Here is a 17,252-nt window from a genome sequence, read left to right on the forward strand (position 1 = left end):
AAATGTTGAATGAAAGAAGACGAAAAGGAAATAGAAATGAATTACAAGCGCTTCCTGAAATCTACAACCATTGATTTCAAGGTAAATGATCACCTAATTGAATGTGGTAGACATACTTGGCAAATTAGAAATATTGCGGCTACTTCGATTGCCAGGGAAGTGGTTCCTTTCAAGGAGCCAGAGCCCATTTTCAATGTGAAAGAACCCAAGTTCAGACTAAATCTGATTGCCATGGGTATTATGGCAGGCATTGCTTGGTCATACATTCACTACTTTCTGCGTAGTCCTGTATTGGCAGATATCGTAGCTTTGGCAATATCGGGTGTATTTATTCATTTCGCTGTGAAAAATCTAAAGAACAGGAAGGCGCAATGGCTTTCCGTTAAACAACGAATTGAGCGCCATTGGAAAATATGGGATGAAATGAGAAGAAATCCACCCGTACTATTTCATCTAATGCTTGAAACCAATGCAGGAAGTAAACCGCTATTTTACTCATTTGATGAGTCTCAAATTAAGCAAGCAAATAATGCAATCAAAAGCTCGATGGAGAAAAAAGAGGGTGCAAATATTAGTTTCGAGATAGAGACTGTAAATGTTGGTGGCGATGACTCCATTAACAATTTTGGATCTTCTATCTACAACCAATCGATTCAAGGAGACTGAGATGTGTGCAAGTTTTAACAACTTCAATTCCAATATTGGCAATCAAGTCATCGGAACACTTAATGTAAATAAGTCCGCGAAAGACTTGTCATCCATAAGCCGACAACTTGAAGTCATTATTGATAATCTAAAATCGGTATCTGGTAATCCTGATACTGTGCAAATTCTCCTTGCAATCGAAGAATTGAAGCTGGAGGTGACCAGCGCTTCGCCCAAAGTATCGGCAGTGGAGAAGTCGCTCAAGGTGATTGAGCGAGTATCTTCATACGCTTCATTGGTCGGACAAATTCGGGCAATGATGCATGGTACGTTTTAAAAATGGTATTCGCTCCTCTGGAAGATTCTTCGATTAATAAAATATAGATGTTGGATCGTGCACACTTTTATTAATGTAAAGCTCCTGCAAAAGTCATTCAGCGTTGGGCGCTATGTAGAAAATGCCAGAGAACTTGCGTTGGCTGAGCGCGCTCGGCAGCTAGGACAAATGCAAGAGCATTACGTCCGCCCCCGGCAACATTGCCATCACAATCCCCGTCCAGCATCGGTCTGGACGGGGATTGTGATGGTGCGGTGCTGCAGAAAGAAATTGAACGCTGATCGGGACTATTTGGTCTTCCTATGTCGAGCTGATTCGTCTGAAACTGTGCTGCAAAATCTGCTCCACTCAACCATCAACGCTTTCCGTTTGTCAAACTGCGTACCCCGTTGATAGGCCCGTTCTACCGCATCTGGCAATTGGTGGGCCAGGGCGTGTTCAGCAACCTCGCGTGGATACGCTGTTTTCTCCGCAGCCCACATCCGAAACGTGGATCGAAATCCATGCACAGTGATCCCATCGCCATTCGCGTCCACCCAAATCGGCTTATCTTCATCACTGTTCATGCGTCGCAAGACGGCAGTCAAAGACATGTCTGACAGTTCCTGCTTTTTGGTACCCGCAAAGATGAATCCCTGGCCCTTGGCATCAACGAGACTGTCTTCATTTGAAGCTTCTGCTGATCGCATGGCTTTCAGAATGGCAAGTGCTGCATCGGACAGTGGTACCTGATGTTCTCGGCGTGCCTTCATGCGCTCAGCCGGTATGGTCCAGACATTGTTTTCAAAATCAAACTCGCTCCACTGAGCGCCGCGAACCTCTCCCGAGCGGCAGGCCGTCAGGATGCAGAATTCCACCGCCCTGGCTGCAACGCCCTCACGCTTCTTGATCGCAGCCATGAATTCACCAACGCGGAGGTAGGGAAGAGACGGATGATTTTTGACTCTGCTGTTCTTGCTGATGCTAGCTAACAGGTTCTCCAGGTGACCTTTCCATCGGGCTGGATTCTCCCCGGTGCGGTATCCGCTTGTGGTGGCCCACCCCAATACGGACTCAATGCGGCCACGTAGCCTGGTTGCCGTCTCTGCCTTGGCTTCCCAGATGGGGGACAGGCATTTGACAATCAGCGCAGTATCCACTTCAGCTACAGGCTGAACCCCAAAGACCGGACTTGCATACGCAGTCAACGTGTTGGACCACTGTTCGCGGTGTTTCAAATTCTTCCAACTGGCCTTATGGGCATCAATGTAAGCCTTGGCGCATTGGTCAAATGTCATCATCTTGGCGCGCTCAAGAGCGGCAGCGGTTTTTTGCTGGTTCTTGACTACCAGGGGGTTTTGCCCGTCCACCAGAAGTTTGCGGGCTTCAAGGGCTTTGATACGGGCTTCGGCCAGCGTGACCGTGTGCGTTGGACCCAGCCCCATGCCGTGAGCCTTACCATCTCGCATGTAACGAAAGAGCCAGCTCTTTGCACCAGCGCGGGTGATTTGAAGGGTAAGTCCTCCTCCATCTCCGTACAGTCCGGGCTTGGTCAACTTGGTGACCTGAAGAGCGGTGAGCTTAGCTAGTTGCCTCGCCATGAGTTCGAGAACCCTTTTTTCAACTATCAAATTGACTATCAAATTGTAACCGGATTCGGTTAAGTTGGATAGGACGCCATTGGACAGCAAAAATGATTTTCTCCCTCGTACAAAGGGTGATTGCGGGATGTCTTCGGATTTCTTTGGACGACTATTACGGGGACGCCTGCTCCGCCAGTGATTGGTTTTAGGAAGTCTCAGGAAGTCCTAAAAATCCCCTAGAAGCCCCGTAAATCGGGGCTTTTTTGTTTTTTGACGTCCAACAGCGTCCGTTGCAAGCCGACCCCTTTTGGGGGTATCTTTGGGGGTACGGGGTTCCAAGTCTGGGGGTATCGCCTCAGAAGACCTCCGGGGAGCGCAACATGGACACGCAATCCAAGGCAACGGGCCTATCCAAAGGTCTGACAGATACCAAGGTCAAGACCCTCAAGACCTTGCCCAAGGCATACAAGGTATCGGACAGCGAGGGCCTATATGTGCTGGTGACTGCAACCGGCTCCAAGCTTTGGCGTCTGAAGTACCGCATTGCTGGTGCCGAAAAGGTCCTGTCCATCGGCGCCTATCCCGAAATCTCCCTCAGGCAAGCCCGCGAACAACGTGACGCTGCCCGCAAGCTACTTGCCCAAGGACTTGACCCAATGGAGCAGCGCAAAGAGGACAAGCGAGCCGCCTTGGTCGCCAAAGTAAATTCATTTGAGGCAATGGCGCGGTCCTGGTGGTCTACCTGGAGCCCCAACAAAAGCCCGCGCCATGCTGGATATGTCATTCGGCGCCTGGAGGCTGATGTGTTTCCTGCCATTGGTTCGCGCCCTGTTGCAGGCATTGAGGCTCCCGAATTGGTGAGCATGGTCAAAACCATCGCCAAACGTGGCGCTTTGGATATGGCAACTCGAGCACTGCAAACCACCAACCAAGTGTTTCGGTACGCGATTGCACATGGACACGCAAGCCGCAATCCTGCATCTGACATCCGCATCTCTGATCTGATTACCTCGCACAAGAAGGTCAACTATGCGCGGGTAGATGGAAAAGAGTTGCCCGAATTGCTGCGCGCAATCGAAGCCTATCCCGGCAACACGGCACGCTTGGCAATGAAGCTTCTGGCGCTGACCTTTGTGCGTACCGGAGAACTCATTGAAGCCACATGGGATGAGTTTGATCTGGAAGCGGGGCGTTGGGACATCCCGGCACAACGCATGAAGATGCGCACTCCCCACATTGTTCCGCTGAGCGAGCAGACCATAGAAATTCTGAACACCATCAAAGTCCTGTCCGGCTCCAGTAAGTTCCTGTTTCCCGGTCAACGCGACCATGAAAAGGCCATGAGCAACAACACGATTCTCAAGGCTCTGGAGCGCATGGGCTACAAGGGACGCATGACGGGGCATGGTTTCCGGGGTATCGCGTCCACCATCTTGCATGAGCAAGGCTTTAGCCATGACCACATTGAATTGCAATTGGCGCACGCACAGCGCAACGAGGTGTCTGCAAGCTACAACCATGCGCTGTACCTCAAACCTCGCGCCGAAATGATGCAACAGTGGGCGGACTACCTGGACGCCAGTCGTCGAGGTGCCAAGGTTTTCAGCTTCAAATCGGCCTGATGCATTTGACCGCGTTTCGCGGACGTTTCAGCCGTTACGCCGTGGCAGCCAGGATTCATGCGCCCTGGCGCGTAACGGCAAGTGCCACGCCGCCGTTTCACAGTGCCGTTACGCTGCAAGCCGCACCACGCCTAGCTTCCAGAAGGTTGTAACGGCATAACGGATGAAACGGCTGCCAAAGCGTGGGAAATTGAATTGGCGTGACACTGGCAATTGCAGCCCCAATTGCAGGCGACCACTGTATGCGCGATATAGGTTCCTAAGGAAATGTTCCTAAGGGATTGCCCCTTAGGAAGGGTCCCTAGGAACAACTCCTTAGGGAACATGCCTAAGGGATGGTTCCTAAGGGATGTGTCCTATAGGGAACCGCAATGGGTATCTGATGGCGCGCGCCTAAGGCAACGTACAAAGCTTGCGAAAGGTATGTCTGCACAGGGCTCCAATGGAGCCCCCCACATTGGAGACGTCCCCACTGGGACGGTGCCCAATGGAGGGCTGCAAAGAGCGTTTAGCTCGTGGGCAACTTCAAAACGTACAAACGCTGGTTGCCGTGGTCAGGAACGCGGATGGAGTGTGAAGAATCGACCTTGGAGGGAATCAATATGCCCTGCGCCTTCAGGGCGCGAATGGCACGCGTGAGGTTCAGGCCCCGGCAGAACTCGGTCTTGAATACCTCAGGAGGAACCAAGTACTCGCGCCCTTCATCTGGAACGTCACGGAAGTACCCCAGGCGATTCAGGATACGGGAGTAGTCATCGCCCTTGATGTTCTGGAACCGTCCTGCACCATGGGTTTGCAATATCTCGGTGACTTGCTGGGCAATTTTGCGGTCCTCTTGGTCGCCAATGCCGCCATAGCTTTCCAGCCATGCATCAAAACAGCGTTTGGCTGCCATTTGGGACTCTTCAGGCTGCCAGCCTGTCAAATTGAGTTCGGTTGCCAGTTCGCCAGCCACTGCCACTAACGCAAATCGTTTGGCAACGCGTATGACTTGCCCGGATGCGCCTGCTGGTGCCCAAAGAGAAGTCAGACGGGCACATTCCTGTTTCAAGTGTTGCTCAAACTTCGCCCGGTTGGCAACCACAGCGCTAAGCCATGCCTCGCCAACTGCGCCATGGTGCGCGTCGCATGCCGCACTGACGGCACCAATGTATTCTGCTGCGCTGGTGAATTCATGAAGATCTTCAACAATGCCCATGCTGTGTCCTGCATCAGCCTCAATGTCGGCCAAGCGGATTTCCTGGCCTACAGTGACCTTCTTATTGGCCATTGCCATGATTTCCGACAGAGAGGCTTCTCCTGCACTGAGGAACAACAGACGCCATTCTGATATGGCTTGTGCGTCTCCCTGTTTGCTGGAGCGGGCCTTGCCCTTGCCATTGGCAAGCATGTAGGCCACATCTCCGGCGGTCTGAGGGTCAAGTTGACCAATTTCATCCAATAGCAGGAGGTGATCGTTTCGCAAGGCCGCAATTCCCTCCAATCCGTTGGAGGTGGCGCGCCAGGTGCCAACAAACTCTTTCGGCGCAGACCAAACAGAAGCGGCAATCTTCAGCGCGGTCGATTTGCCTGACGAGGATGAGCCGCGCAAGTGGAAACCACCGGAGAGTTCGCCGCTTGGGTGGAGGAGGGGAGCAGCAAGCGCAACTGCAACGGAAAACACCAAGCGGGAGTTGCCAGCGATCAGAAAACCAATGTGCGCCTTCCATTGGTCAACATCTGCTTTTACTGCCCAGGTGCATGATGTGGCATCTGGTCCCTGGTACAAAACGGATTCGTCACTGGCACCAATGGTCTTTTGGGCCGTGACGTAAACATCGCCATGCCAGCCAAGGCGACTGGCGCAACGCACACGCGCATCAATGGGAAAGAGTTTGATGTAGGTTGCCAGCATTTCGCGGGCTTTGCGGGACTGGTGGATATGCAAGCCCCCGCGTGCCAGCTCCTTGCGCATTTCCTGGCCGTCCCCTTCGAGCGAAGACAAGGCGACAGTGAGACGATGCAGCTTGCCGTCATCGTCGTGCCATTGCAGCAAGCGTCCCCATTCGCCGCTCTTTTGGTCGCGGGTCTTAGCGATGACAGCAAGCGGGGAGCAAATCTCCAAGAGATCGAAATCGTCACCACGTTTTTTATCGTGGACAAACGTTACGCCACTATGGTCGAGAACGAAATGCCCGCCAACGTAGTCAAAGGACTTGCTGTAGGCATCTTTGGGGTCACTCATAGCCATGACCCTTACATGGACTCGAACAGAGGAGAGCGGGAAGCTTCCAAGCGTTTTACAAGCGCTTGGATTTCGGCGTTGGTCTTTCCGGCAATGCGTGCGAGGTTGATGGCGTCGATCTCATGAGCGGGCCAGCCGACAGAGCGAAGGCCCAGGCTTACGGGTTTGGTGAACAGTCCTTGCTGGACACGCAGGTAGACCGTGGAGCGCGATGCGCCGGTGAGAGACTTGACTTCTGGAAGTCGCAGGATTTTGTGGGCCATGTTGAAACCGCTTTGGGCTTTGTGGAACATGGGCCGCATTGAAAAACGCAACCGCTCGCAGAAACAGATGAAACATTCCACCCGTTTCTAGGCTTATCGGGCTGGAACCCGCATGGATATTGACTCTAAAGGAGTGTCGTATTCATTCTGACTTACGCCGACCCGTAGCAAGTGTTTCGGGCCGCAGCATGGTTGCAATGCGCTTTGCCGCGATTTCTGTGGCCCCTTCAATTTGCAACAACCAACTGATGACTTGCTCATTGGTGGGTGCTGTACTTGGGTCCAAAGGGTTGTAGTTCTTCCAAAACTTGTCGGCTGCCAGTGCCAAAAGCAGCAACTCTTTGGTTTGATGACTCCCCCAAGGCCATTGCAAGTTCCCAGGAGACAAGTTCCCTGCAGTCCACGGAAATTCTGAAGGAATCGGGTGTTTGATGGTCCCTAGCCAACCAGCAAAGGTCTGCATCGAAATCTTTCGGTGCAGAAGTCCTGCCTTTGGGTCAGCTTCGAGATTCAAGAGCCCACTGCCAACGGCGCCCTTGGCCAATTCCAAGAGGTCATTAACGGACGCTGGGACGGGTTTGTTGAGTGTGTCTAAGCCAGACGCAGCTGGGAACCCGTAGGGTTCAAAGTTGGACGGGTCAACATCGCAGGCTAAACAGGCAGCTTGCCAGAGTTCAAGAAACCTTTCCGTGTGCCACTTGTCCCATTTGGCCGGAAAACAACTCCATAAATTTCCGGGGAAGGTCGATGCGTGATTTTGGTCTGGCATGCGTAGTCACTAACCTCAGTCAATTGCTCCGGGGATATCATACGGGCAGCATCGCCGCGAAAGCGGTATTCCGATGAGTTCACCCGTTTGGGGGATGTTCAGCCCAAGCCCGACGGTCACAATGACCTGGAATCGACATCTAAAGCCAACCTTTCTGTTTTCCTGTTGAGGATGAATCCCATGAGTTTTCGTTTGATATTTGCATTTTTCGTTTCATCATTGGTCGCAACATCAACTGTCGCGGGAGTTTATTCAGACACAATGGGGAAGTGCTTAGTTAGCTCGACTACCGATCAAGATAAAGCGGTTCTGGTCAAATGGATGTTCTCGGAAATGGCCCTACACCCAGCTATCGTAAGCATGACGGTCGTGACACCTGCACAGCGGAATGAGTTAAATAAACTGGCGGGCCAGTTGTTCAATAAACTACTTACTGTTGACTGTAAAAAAGAGAGCAGCGAGGCCATTCGTTACGAAGGACCGGCTGCAATGCAGTCAAGCTTTCAACTATTGGGCCAGGTTGCTGTTGCCTCTTTGATGAACCATCCTGCGGTTGCAGCCGGATTCAATGAATTTGGAAAATATATGGACCTAAAGGCGATTGGCGAGTTGTCACATGGCAACTGAGGAGTCGACCTCCAGCCAGTATCAGGATTCTGCTTGGCCGCGGAAGCAGTCATTCACCTATATCACCCCATTGAGTGATGCTTGACCTGAAACTCGGTGTCAAAATGCGATGAAACTTGGTGTAAGACTTATGCGAAAAATGCGTTCATATTTATTGCTATTTCTCGCCATCTCATGGGTTAGCGTGGCTAGCGCGCAAGGATGTGACATTGTTTACGGTTCGAATTGGGCATTTCTTTCATCGTCGCCACCTGGATGGAGTTCGAACTGTGGCTCCATGGCTTTGGAAGGAACTGTATTCACGTTGACACCAACGGACTTGCCTAAAGACCAACTGGATGGGCTAATTTACGTCACAGTTAGTAAAAAAGGTTTCCCGACTCTGCATCAATTTGCAGTTGATGAGCAAGAGAGATTCAAAGCAGAATCTTCGAAATTGGTAGTTGAAAGCATTGCAAAGGACCAAACATCAGATAGCGCAAAGCGCGAGCTTGTACATGTATCTGGTGCATCAGACGGACGAGAAGAATTGGTCTGCTACGTTGAGGGGCCAACCGCTTACTACATCATTGTATTAACCGCAAAATCTGGTGTAGAGCTCGGTAAATACCGAGAAGCCTATAAAGCGTACATTGACAGCTTTGTAACAATGTCGAAGGAGTAAGCTCCTTAGCCGCGATTGCAGACATACAAGACACCCCTCCAATTTGCCAATTTGATTGGCAAGTTACGATAAGCTTGGGATGGACCGAGTCAATTTAATAGGCCTCCTATGCAGTTGCGAATTCGTCGGCGTCACTTTTGGCTTGCGCTGAACATCGTGGGCGCATGCATCTACCTTTGGAGTGCTTCGTCACTATGGGTTCGCCTCGGTGAGGATGGCGAACCAGGAGGGCCGGGTGACGCTTTCGTGTGGTTGTTTACTGTCGTCCCAATCTTGATTGCCTTCACTGGCTTGAATTTGGTTGTATTACTCACAATCTTTCACCGCATTGCCGGTAAGCACCAGAAATTGACCGCCCTCGCGCTGTGGGTGGCTGTCGCAGCAGTGTGGACAGGAGTGTTTGAATATGACCAGCATAGGTCAGTTAGGCACATCAATGCGGAGTTCTCACTTGCAGACAAGCACCCTGTTGGCAACCACTACGACCGACCTGTGAATCTATGAATAGTCGCCAGCTTTCAACGTTTCCGGCTTCGGTTTGGCCGCGATTGCAGTCATTCGACTGGCTCCCCCAATTGGGGAATTTCAAAAAATTAAGAAGTTGACCGTGCAACTATTTCAAAGAACTCTCTCTTTGCTCGTCCCCCTGATTTGCTGTGCGCTTTGGGGTTGCGGAACTGTCAGGCCATCCACAGCCACGCTGCGACCTGCGACAGACCGGAATGGTTATGAATTGGAGATTGTCGCAATGCGACGAAATATTCCCAATATCCATACTTTAGCGCTAGATACTTATTCCGAAAGTACTATTCTGGTTCTTGATTCAGCCGAGTCTGAAATTGACGGGAAAAATATCAGAATCAAGTCACACGGGAATCTCGCTAGGCCTACCGGGAAGGTTCTTCTTTCTAACGGAAAAGTCACGATTCAACTTCAGATACCACGCCTGGATTCAAGTACCAATGAAGTAAAGTTTAATGACTTCAGCCTCAATGGAACTTACTTATTGTTGCAATAGCACCCTCGGTGCTCGTGGCGATTGCAATTGGGGGGACTTACCAGAAGCCCGGCCGTATCTTGGCAAGGCTCTCGCAACCTTTAGGGTGTTCTCATCAGCTTTGGAGCGCCAGAAATGGCAAGTAACAGCCCACAGCTGCCGGTCACGACCGGCTGGAATGGGCTGGTAGCGGTCTTTGTCGAACCTCAAAGCAGACACTCAATAGAGACTTAAAGTTTGAATTCGGGGGCCGCCAGCTGTGGTACGTTGGAATGCTATTTAGCTATCATTTTGGCCTAAAGGTGAACACTTGTTGAGTTCGCACCCGTACAGGAATGCCATTCTTAAGCGCCGGCGAAAATTTCCATCTCATTACTGAATCAAGGACCACTGCGGCAAGCTCCGGCGGCGGTGCGCCCAACACTATCGGATCGCAAATAGACCCATTAACATCGATAATAAACCGTATACGGACGCTTGCATCCGTTTTGAGATCTCGTTGGCTTATTGGGTATCCGGGTAGGTGAGATTCCAATAGCTTCGGGGGAACATCGAATCCTTCGGAAGCAAAAGGTTGTTCTGAATCAATGATCTCCGCGTGATGTAGTTCCGCGTCACTTTTGTTTTGAAGAGCGCCAGTCCTACCAATTTGATATCTAGACGAATCTGATGCGCATCCGCATGCAAGTGCTACCGTAATGAAGGATGCGATAACTATTTTCATGAAGGCTAATGTTTGACGTGAGGAGCCGCGAAGGGAATCTACAAGCACAGCTTGTAGGCGATCCCTCTCGGCGGAATTGTTGGGTGGCGGGCAACTTTGAGATTGGATTTTCATTCTTTGTATGAGCAAGCGAACCGGATTCACTTGGAGGAAATTCAAAAACCCATCGCTCCATTCCGCCTGCCTCGCTAGCTGCAAATAGCTTATTTTTGCGTGAATATCAGGAATCGCGGCGAACCGGCGGTACACCTTCATTGACATTTTTCCATCGGCAGCGGGCTGGAAGCCGACTTTGCCGGCGCCCAAAAGCGGTCGTTGGCCTGCAAGGTCAGAGGGCCTGGGAAACAAAATGTGGATTGCCGGACGTGACCCATCACCAGTTTGCAGGCGTCCTCTAGAGCATGCGCGCTGTTTCAGCCAAGAACTCATGACAGCCAGTTTCATCTATGAAGATTCGAAAGTGGTGTAAATGCGCATAGGCTTTCGTCGAAGACTTGTCAGCTTTAAGGTGCGCCGCCAATTCCTTACTATTTGGAACCTCTGCAACTTTGAAATAGAAGCCGGAAATCCAGTCGGAATCGCATGCGTACAACGCTGTGTAGCGATGCCAACGCACTCTTGTGAATTTGATACAAATCGGTGGCATTCCGAAGACGTGCAAGGTCAATTCCGCGTCGCCATTCGCCATGCTTAGTTCGCAGCGCTCGTATTCACCAGTGTCGAAGGGTGGCAACTCAATGGGAATAGAGGAATTTGTCATCTGTCCTTCTCAATATGTCTCAATGGAAGACGGTCGCGGTCATGCAGGCAGTTACTTTAGAAGACCGCTTTCGCGGCGAAGCCGCATTCTCTCGCATTCACAGTATGTTAAACATTGCCGTACAAGATTGACTAGGTGGTTCAAACGGGAGGCAGCCAAAGGAACAGTTCAACGCGTCACGGAAAAGTGGGGGTATTTTTGGGGGTATTTAAAAATAGCATGAACTCAGTTTTCAATGCTGTAGCGGGTTTCAAAGAAACATCTGGATGACGCCTGCCGCCAGATAGTTAGCATTCATTCGGGTTTCAAGAGGGTTGTTCCAGCAACCCGCCCAAAAACCCACCCAACGGAAAAGCGATTGCAGTGCAATCGCTTTTTTCGTTTGTGCGTTGTGTTTTTGTAAAACCGAGGAGCCAGCCCGGCTCGTATTAAGCGGCTGCGGCCACCTCAGCAGCTTTCAAGCCCACTTGCGTTTCATCGATGGTTTCCATGATCCCGAATTCCATCAGCATGTCTTCGAGCTGATCCATGGTGATGGGGGTGGGAATGGTGCCATTGCCGGCGTTGTTGTGCACCTTGCTGGCCAGGGTTCGGTACTCTTCGGCCTGCTTGGATTCAGGCGCATATTCGATCACGGTCATGCGGCGCAGTTCGGCGTGCTGCACGATGTTGTCGCGTGGCACGAAGTGGATCAGCCTGGAGCCCAGCATACCGGCCAAGGCTTCAGCCAGTTCGTATTCCTTGTCGGTCTGGCGCTCATTACAGACTAGGCCACCCAGGCGCACGCCACCGGAATTGGCGTACTTCAGAACACCTTTGGAGATGTTGTTGGCAGCGTACATGGCCATCATTTCACCGGACATGACGATGTAGATTTCCTGCGCCTTGTTTTCGCGGATGGGCATGGCAAAGCCGCCGCACACCACGTCACCCAGCACGTCGTAGGACACGTAGTCCATTCCGTCATAGGCGCCGTTTTCTTCGAGGAAGTTGATCGAGGTGATCACGCCACGGCCAGCGCAGCCCACACCGGGCTCAGGACCACCGGACTCCACGCAGCGAATGTTTTTGTAACCCACTTTCATCACGTCCTCGAGCTCCAAGTCCTCCACAGAGCCGGCTTCCGCAGCCAGGGACAGAATGGTGTCCTGGGCCTTTGCGTGCAGGATCAGGCGGGTGGAGTCAGCCTTGGGGTCGCAGCCGACGATGAGAATCTTCTGGCCCAGATCGCTCAGCGCGGCCAGGGTGTTTTGAGAGGTGGTTGATTTACCGATACCACCTTTGCCATAGAAGGCGATTTGCCGAAGTTTAGCCATTGGGATGATCCATTCAGAGAGGTTGAAGAACAAGGTTGCGTAGCCACGACCATGTCAGCCTGACGTGTCTGCGACTCTCGTTAGAAGGACCACGATTCGGCAGGACTTTTGTCCGCGCAACTTCCTAACCGCACCTTCCGTGCCATGTTTTTTCCATCGTCGCGGAATTGGCCAACAGGTCACCCTCACTCCGGCATAGATTGAGCAATCAAGGCTCCTTGGCGAGTGGCGGCGGCCATGTATCACTCGGGAAATGCGACTCTTCGAAGTGAAGCCGAAGCGCCCAGACAAAACACCAAATGCAGCAAGGTGCAGCGGCATTTGCCAACAATCTAAACAATCGTTGTCTTCATTGCTACGCGGTGATGTAGTCAACGTCACATACTTCGAGCAACTGCGCGCGTCGCCTTGAAATACCTCAATCGGGTTGAGGCCTTCGTCAGTGGTCCTGGCTAACCTATTTGGTCACTGCGTTCTTCGTCAGGGCTTTCAACGCGCGGATCCGCTCATCGCGCTGGGCCATGCACTCGATCAGCCCGTGCAGCAGGCGAATGCTGTTCTCCGGAATGGCTTCAAAATGAAATCCGACATGCCCGTATTGGTTGCCCTGGGTGGCCGCGACTCGCGCCATGCAGCCGAAGTGGGCTTCACCCAGTAGCAAGACGCAGTAAAAGGACTTGCCCTCGGCCCCCAGGAAGACGGGCAGCTGCCACTCGTCACACTGAATGCCGAAACCCGACATGCTGACGTCTTTGAGTTCGCAGGTTTCTCCAATGGTCAGTCCGAGATTGAACCAGACTGCCGCGCGGTCTATAGGCGCGTGGCGGGAGTCTGCTCTGCGATTAGGCGCCTGGACGTAAACGGTTGCTTTGGATTCGCTGGGTGGCAAGGCTATCTCCGTGGCAGTATGGATACCCAGTTTAATCCGGCGTACAGGCTATTTTGTGCTTTGCACCATTTTCATTGCGGTTGCAATCAACGTGGACACTTCGCTCATATTGCCGGGAATGATGAGAGTGGTGGTGGCGTCGGCTGCGACCTTGCTATAGGCCTCCACCGCCTTTTCCGCAACCTTGAGCTGCACCGCCTGTTCACCGCCAGGTTGGCGGATGGCGGCAGCAATGCGTTCGATCGCCTGTGCGGTGGCGTCCGCCACTGCCGTGATGGATGCGGCCTGGCCCTGGGCCTGATTGATGGCGGCCTGTTTCTCGCCTTCGGAGCGGGCGATGAAGGCTTCGCGTTCGCCGGTGGCGATGTTGATCTGCTCCTGGCGGCGCCCCTCAGACGCGGCAATCAGGGCACGCTTTTCACGCTCGGCGGTGATCTGGGCCTGCATGGCATGCAGGATTTCCTTAGGCGGCGTCAGGTCCTTGATTTCATAGCGCAAGACCTTCACGCCCCAGTTCAGCGCCGCCTCGTCAATGGCCGCTACCACCTGGGCGTTGATGATGTCACGCTCTTCAAACGTCTTGTCGAGCTCCAGCTTGCCGATGACCGAACGCAGACTGGTCTGCGCCAGCTGGGATATGGCCACGATGTAATTGCTTGAGCCATAACTGGCCCGCATGGCGTCGGTGACCTGGAAGTACAGAATGCCGTCCACCTGCAGTTGGGTGTTGTCCCTGGTGATGCACACCTGGCTGGCGATATCCAGCGGGATTTCTTTGAGGACGTGTTTGTAGGCCACCTTGTCCACAAAGGGCACCAGGATGTTGAGGCCCGGGGTGAGGGTGCCGTGGTACTTGCCCAGGCGCTCCACCACCCAGGCGTGCTGCTGCGGCACGACTTTGACGCTGCGGCTGATGAACAGTACCGCGATAACCAATAAGACGATTGCAATTTCCATGGTGCTTCCAGGTTGGGTAATTCAGAATCAGGCCTTGTCGACCAGAAGACGGTTGCCTACCAATTCGGCAACCCGGTGGGGACCGGCACTGGGGACTACACCGCTACGGTGAATGGCCGTCCAGCGGGCGCCCCGGTAATGGACATCGGCAGTGCCGTCGGGGTTCCATTGGTCGATCTGCACGGTCTCACCAATGTCCAGATTGACATTGGCATTGGCCTGCGCGGGCGGTTCTTTGTGGCGCTTCATCTGGCGCAGGTGCCAGAGCACCACGGCGCCACCTCCCACCACAGCCGCCGTCACGATTTGCGCGGCAAGTCCAAGTCCCAGATGCGCAGCCGCCGCTGCCGCCGCAAAGCCGATGGATAGCATCAGCAGGTAAAACGTGCCGGTCAGCAGCTCGGCTGCCACGGCGCCTCCAGTAATGAGCCACCAGACGGTCGATTCAGCCATATTCAGGAATCCCGATGTGTTGATGACGCCACATTGTGGGCCAAATAGTGAGGGGCACCATAAAACCCACACCATATGTACTTACACTTCGCGCCTATTTGCTGATTTTCGCCCAGTCGTTGGAGGCCTTTCATGAAGTTTCGCTTTCCCATCATCATCATCGACGAGGACTTTCGCTCCGAGAACACGTCGGGTCTGGGCATCCGTGCCCTGGCGCAGGCCATAGAGTCGGAGGGCTTCGAGGTGCTGGGCGTCACCAGCTACGGTGACTTAAGTCAATTTGCGCAACAGCAAAGCCGCGCCAGTGCCTTCATCCTGTCGATTGACGATGAAGAGTTCACACCCGGCCCCGATCTGGACCCCGCAGTGCTGAACCTGCGCCACTTCATAGAAGAAGTGCGCCGCAAGAACCTGGACGTGCCGATCTACGTGTACGGCGAAACCAAGACCAGCCGCCATATTCCCAATGACATCCTGCGCGAACTGCACGGCTTCATCCACATGTTTGAAGACACGCCGGAGTTTGTGGCCCGCCACATCATCCGTGAGGCCAAGAGCTATCTGGAAGGCGTGCAGCCGCCGTTCTTCAAGGCCTTGCTGGATTACGCCGAAGACGGCTCCTACAGCTGGCACTGCCCCGGCCACTCGGGTGGTGTCGCTTTCCTGAAAAGCCCGGTGGGCCAGATGTTCCACCAGTTTTTTGGCGAGAACATGCTGCGCGCTGACGTGTGCAATGCAGTGGAAGAGCTTGGCCAGCTGCTGGACCATGACGGAGCCATCGGTGCCAGCGAGCGCAACGCGGCGCGCATCTTCAATGCCGACCATTGCTTCTTCGTGACCAACGGCACCAGCACCTCCAACAAGATTGTCTGGCACCACACGGTGGCGCCCGATGACGTGGTGGTGGTGGATCGCAACTGCCATAAGTCGGTGCTTCACAGCATCATCATGACCGGCGCGGTGCCGGTGTTCCTCAAGCCTACGCGCAACCATTTCGGCATCATTGGCCCGATTCCCCGCGAAGAGTTCGAGCCTGCGGCGATCCAGGCCAAGATCAAGGCCAACCCTTTGCTCAAGGGCGTGGATGCCAAGAAGGTCAAGCCCCGGGTACTGACCATTACCCAGAGCACCTATGACGGCGTGCTCTACAACACCGAAACCGTCAAGGACATGCTCGACGGCTACGTGGACAACCTGCACTTTGACGAGGCGTGGCTGCCTCACGCTGCGTTCCACCCTTTCTATGGCACGTACCACGCCATGGGCAAGAAGCGTTCGCGCCCCAAGCACGCCGTGGTGTATTCCACCCAGTCCATTCACAAGCTGCTGGCCGGTATCAGCCAGGCCAGCCACGTGTTGGTGCAGGACTCGCAGACGGTCAAGCTGGACCGGCCGCTGTTCAACGAGGCTTACCTGATGCACACCTCCACCTCGCCGCAGTACAGCATCATTGCCAGCTGCGACGTGGCCGCCGCCATGATGGAGCCTCCGGGAGGTACCGCTTTGGTGGAAGAAAGCATTGCCGAAGCGCTGGACTTCCGCCGCGCCATGCGCAAGGTGGACGAAGAGTACGGTGACGACTGGTGGTTCAAGGTCTGGGGACCGGACAAGCTGGCGGACGAGGGCATTGGCCGCGCCACCGACTGGGTCATCAAGGGTGAAAGCAAGACGGCCAAGGCCAACTGGCACGGTTTCGGCAAAATGGCCGCCGGCTTCAACATGCTGGACCCGATCAAGGCCACCATCGTTACGCCCGGCATGGACCTGAACGGCAAGTTCGCCAAGACAGGTATCCCGGCCAGCATCGTGACCAAATTCCTGGCGGAGCACGGCGTGGTGGTGGAAAAGACCGGCTTGTACAGCTTCTTCATCATGTTCACCATCGGCATCACCAAGGGCCGCTGGAACAGCATGTTGACCGCGCTGCAGCAGTTCAAGGACGACTACGACAAGAATCAGCCCATGTGGCGCATCCTGCCGGAGTTCTGCAAGAAATATCCACGCTACGAAAAAATGGGCCTGGCAGACCTCTGCCAGCACCTGCATGCCTTGTACGCCAAGTACGACATTGCGCGTCTCACCACCGAGATGTACCTGAGCGATCTGACGCCGGCCATGAAGCCCAGCGACGCCTACGCACACATTGCCCAACGCAAGACCGAGCGCGTGGCCATTGACGAACTGGAAGGTCGTATCACGGTGGGCCTGGTGACGCCGTATCCACCCGGTATCCCCTTGCTGATCCCGGGCGAAGTCTTCAACAAGAAGATCGTGGACTACCTCAAGTTCTCACGCGAGTTCAATACCCGTTGCCCGGGCTTTGAGACCGATGTGCACGGCCTGGTGGAAGAGGTGGATGCCGACGGCAAGGTCCACTACTTCGCGGACTGCGTCAAGGCGTAAAAAGCGTAGATGGCGTCACGTTGACGCCACCTACAACGCC

At 53.6% G+C, this 17,252-nt stretch carries 16 protein-coding genes; 6 read left to right on the forward strand and 10 right to left on the reverse strand.

Annotated elements, in window-relative coordinates; all coding sequences use genetic code 11:
- Positions 1 to 9: 9 nt before the first annotated feature.
- Positions 10 to 666 carry a hypothetical protein gene (locus tag AC1RMF_RS07710; protein ID WP_493140982.1) on the forward strand — a complete coding sequence of 219 codons (657 nt, stop codon included), beginning with the start codon at positions 10 to 12 and terminating at the stop codon, positions 664 to 666.
- Position 667: 1 nt separating this feature from the next.
- Positions 668 to 982: a hypothetical protein gene (locus AC1RMF_RS07715; RefSeq protein WP_493140984.1), complete on the forward strand. Its 315-nt coding sequence runs from the start codon at positions 668 to 670 to the stop codon at positions 980 to 982.
- A gap of 287 nt (positions 983 to 1,269) precedes the next feature.
- Here AC1RMF_RS07715 and AC1RMF_RS07720 read toward each other — a convergent pair whose 3' ends face one another.
- The gene (locus tag AC1RMF_RS07720; protein WP_493140987.1) at positions 1,270 to 2,652 is read right to left on the reverse strand and encodes a tyrosine-type recombinase/integrase; all 1,383 of its coding nucleotides are present in this window, start codon (positions 2,650 to 2,652) and stop codon (positions 1,270 to 1,272) included.
- Positions 2,653 to 2,924: 272 nt separating this feature from the next.
- On the opposite strand from AC1RMF_RS07720, the gene AC1RMF_RS07725 reads away from it, so the two are divergent.
- Positions 2,925 to 4,166 carry a tyrosine-type recombinase/integrase gene (locus AC1RMF_RS07725; protein WP_493140989.1) on the forward strand — a complete coding sequence of 414 codons (1,242 nt, stop codon included), beginning with the start codon at positions 2,925 to 2,927 and terminating at the stop codon, positions 4,164 to 4,166.
- 508 nt (positions 4,167 to 4,674) lie between these two features.
- Here AC1RMF_RS07725 and AC1RMF_RS07730 read toward each other — a convergent pair.
- The 3 genes from AC1RMF_RS07730 to AC1RMF_RS07740 all read right to left on the reverse strand — a co-directional run bounded on the left by AC1RMF_RS07730 (position 4,675) and on the right by AC1RMF_RS07740 (position 7,422).
- Positions 4,675 to 6,390: a DUF927 domain-containing protein gene (locus AC1RMF_RS07730; protein ID WP_493140991.1), complete on the reverse strand. Its 1,716-nt coding sequence runs from the start codon at positions 6,388 to 6,390 to the stop codon at positions 4,675 to 4,677.
- An 11-nt stretch (positions 6,391 to 6,401) separates the two neighbouring features.
- Positions 6,402 to 6,653, reverse strand: coding sequence for a helix-turn-helix transcriptional regulator (locus tag AC1RMF_RS07735; protein WP_493140993.1), 252 nt, complete (start codon positions 6,651 to 6,653; stop codon positions 6,402 to 6,404).
- Between the two features lie 142 nt (positions 6,654 to 6,795).
- Positions 6,796 to 7,422 carry a hypothetical protein gene (locus AC1RMF_RS07740; RefSeq protein WP_493140995.1) on the reverse strand — a complete coding sequence of 209 codons (627 nt, stop codon included), beginning with the start codon at positions 7,420 to 7,422 and terminating at the stop codon, positions 6,796 to 6,798.
- Positions 7,423 to 7,602: 180 nt separating this feature from the next.
- On the opposite strand from AC1RMF_RS07740, the gene AC1RMF_RS07745 reads away from it, so the two are divergent.
- Complete coding sequence (locus tag AC1RMF_RS07745; protein ID WP_342617092.1) at positions 7,603 to 8,049, forward strand: hypothetical protein; 447 nt, start codon at positions 7,603 to 7,605, stop codon at positions 8,047 to 8,049.
- A gap of 277 nt (positions 8,050 to 8,326) precedes the next feature.
- On the forward strand, positions 8,327 to 8,713 hold the full coding sequence (locus AC1RMF_RS07750; protein ID WP_493140997.1) for a hypothetical protein: 387 nt from the start codon (positions 8,327 to 8,329) through the stop codon (positions 8,711 to 8,713).
- Between the two features lie 1,283 nt (positions 8,714 to 9,996).
- Here AC1RMF_RS07750 and AC1RMF_RS07755 read toward each other — a convergent pair.
- From AC1RMF_RS07755 to AC1RMF_RS07780, 6 genes are all read right to left on the reverse strand, one after another.
- On the reverse strand, positions 9,997 to 10,689 hold the full coding sequence (locus tag AC1RMF_RS07755; protein ID WP_342616666.1) for an energy transducer TonB: 693 nt from the start codon (positions 10,687 to 10,689) through the stop codon (positions 9,997 to 9,999).
- Positions 10,690 to 10,828: 139 nt separating this feature from the next.
- The gene (locus AC1RMF_RS07760) at positions 10,829 to 11,194 is read right to left on the reverse strand and encodes a hypothetical protein (RefSeq protein WP_342616667.1); all 366 of its coding nucleotides are present in this window, start codon (positions 11,192 to 11,194) and stop codon (positions 10,829 to 10,831) included.
- A 428-nt stretch (positions 11,195 to 11,622) separates the two neighbouring features.
- The gene (gene nifH / locus AC1RMF_RS07765) at positions 11,623 to 12,510 is read right to left on the reverse strand and encodes a nitrogenase iron protein (protein ID WP_493141000.1); all 888 of its coding nucleotides are present in this window, start codon (positions 12,508 to 12,510) and stop codon (positions 11,623 to 11,625) included.
- A 457-nt stretch (positions 12,511 to 12,967) separates the two neighbouring features.
- On the reverse strand, positions 12,968 to 13,399 hold the full coding sequence (locus AC1RMF_RS07770) for a PilZ domain-containing protein (protein ID WP_493141002.1): 432 nt from the start codon (positions 13,397 to 13,399) through the stop codon (positions 12,968 to 12,970).
- Between the two features lie 48 nt (positions 13,400 to 13,447).
- Positions 13,448 to 14,356 carry an SPFH domain-containing protein gene (locus tag AC1RMF_RS07775; RefSeq protein WP_342617615.1) on the reverse strand — a complete coding sequence of 303 codons (909 nt, stop codon included), beginning with the start codon at positions 14,354 to 14,356 and terminating at the stop codon, positions 13,448 to 13,450.
- 27 nt (positions 14,357 to 14,383) lie between these two features.
- A complete protein-coding gene (locus AC1RMF_RS07780) occupies positions 14,384 to 14,809 on the reverse strand; it encodes an NfeD family protein (protein ID WP_493141004.1) in 426 nt (141 codons plus the stop codon).
- A 132-nt stretch (positions 14,810 to 14,941) separates the two neighbouring features.
- On the opposite strand from AC1RMF_RS07780, the gene AC1RMF_RS07785 reads away from it, so the two are divergent.
- The gene (locus AC1RMF_RS07785) at positions 14,942 to 17,212 is read left to right on the forward strand and encodes an Orn/Lys/Arg family decarboxylase (RefSeq protein ID WP_493141006.1); all 2,271 of its coding nucleotides are present in this window, start codon (positions 14,942 to 14,944) and stop codon (positions 17,210 to 17,212) included.
- Positions 17,213 to 17,252: the final 40 nt, after the last annotated feature.

This window comes from Rhodoferax sp. GW822-FHT04A08 (genome assembly GCF_058801025.1).

Bases quoted from the DNA above. Each gene is read 5' to 3' on its own strand.
- AC1RMF_RS07735 (WP_493140993.1), bottom strand. From the start codon at position 6,653: ATGGCCCACAAAATCCTGCGACTTCCAGAAGTCAAGTCTCTCACCGGC.
- AC1RMF_RS07780 (WP_493141004.1), bottom strand. From the start codon at position 14,809: ATGGCTGAATCGACCGTCTGGTGGCTCATTACTGGAGGCGCCGTGGCA.
- AC1RMF_RS07750 (WP_493140997.1), top strand. From the start codon at position 8,327: ATGGCTTTGGAAGGAACTGTATTCACGTTGACACCAACGGACTTGCCT.
- nifH (WP_493141000.1), bottom strand. From the start codon at position 12,510: ATGGCTAAACTTCGGCAAATCGCCTTCTATGGCAAAGGTGGTATCGGT.
- AC1RMF_RS07715 (WP_493140984.1), top strand. From the start codon at position 668: ATGTGTGCAAGTTTTAACAACTTCAATTCCAATATTGGCAATCAAGTC.
- AC1RMF_RS07710 (WP_493140982.1), top strand. From the start codon at position 10: ATGAAAGAAGACGAAAAGGAAATAGAAATGAATTACAAGCGCTTCCTG.
- AC1RMF_RS07755 (WP_342616666.1), bottom strand. From the start codon at position 10,689: ATGAAGGTGTACCGCCGGTTCGCCGCGATTCCTGATATTCACGCAAAA.
- AC1RMF_RS07785 (WP_493141006.1), top strand. From the start codon at position 14,942: ATGAAGTTTCGCTTTCCCATCATCATCATCGACGAGGACTTTCGCTCC.
- AC1RMF_RS07775 (WP_342617615.1), bottom strand. From the start codon at position 14,356: ATGGAAATTGCAATCGTCTTATTGGTTATCGCGGTACTGTTCATCAGC.
- AC1RMF_RS07725 (WP_493140989.1), top strand. From the start codon at position 2,925: ATGGACACGCAATCCAAGGCAACGGGCCTATCCAAAGGTCTGACAGAT.
- AC1RMF_RS07760 (WP_342616667.1), bottom strand. From the start codon at position 11,194: ATGACAAATTCCTCTATTCCCATTGAGTTGCCACCCTTCGACACTGGT.
- AC1RMF_RS07730 (WP_493140991.1), bottom strand. From the start codon at position 6,390: ATGAGTGACCCCAAAGATGCCTACAGCAAGTCCTTTGACTACGTTGGC.
- AC1RMF_RS07745 (WP_342617092.1), top strand. From the start codon at position 7,603: ATGAGTTTTCGTTTGATATTTGCATTTTTCGTTTCATCATTGGTCGCA.
- AC1RMF_RS07740 (WP_493140995.1), bottom strand. From the start codon at position 7,422: ATGCCAGACCAAAATCACGCATCGACCTTCCCCGGAAATTTATGGAGT.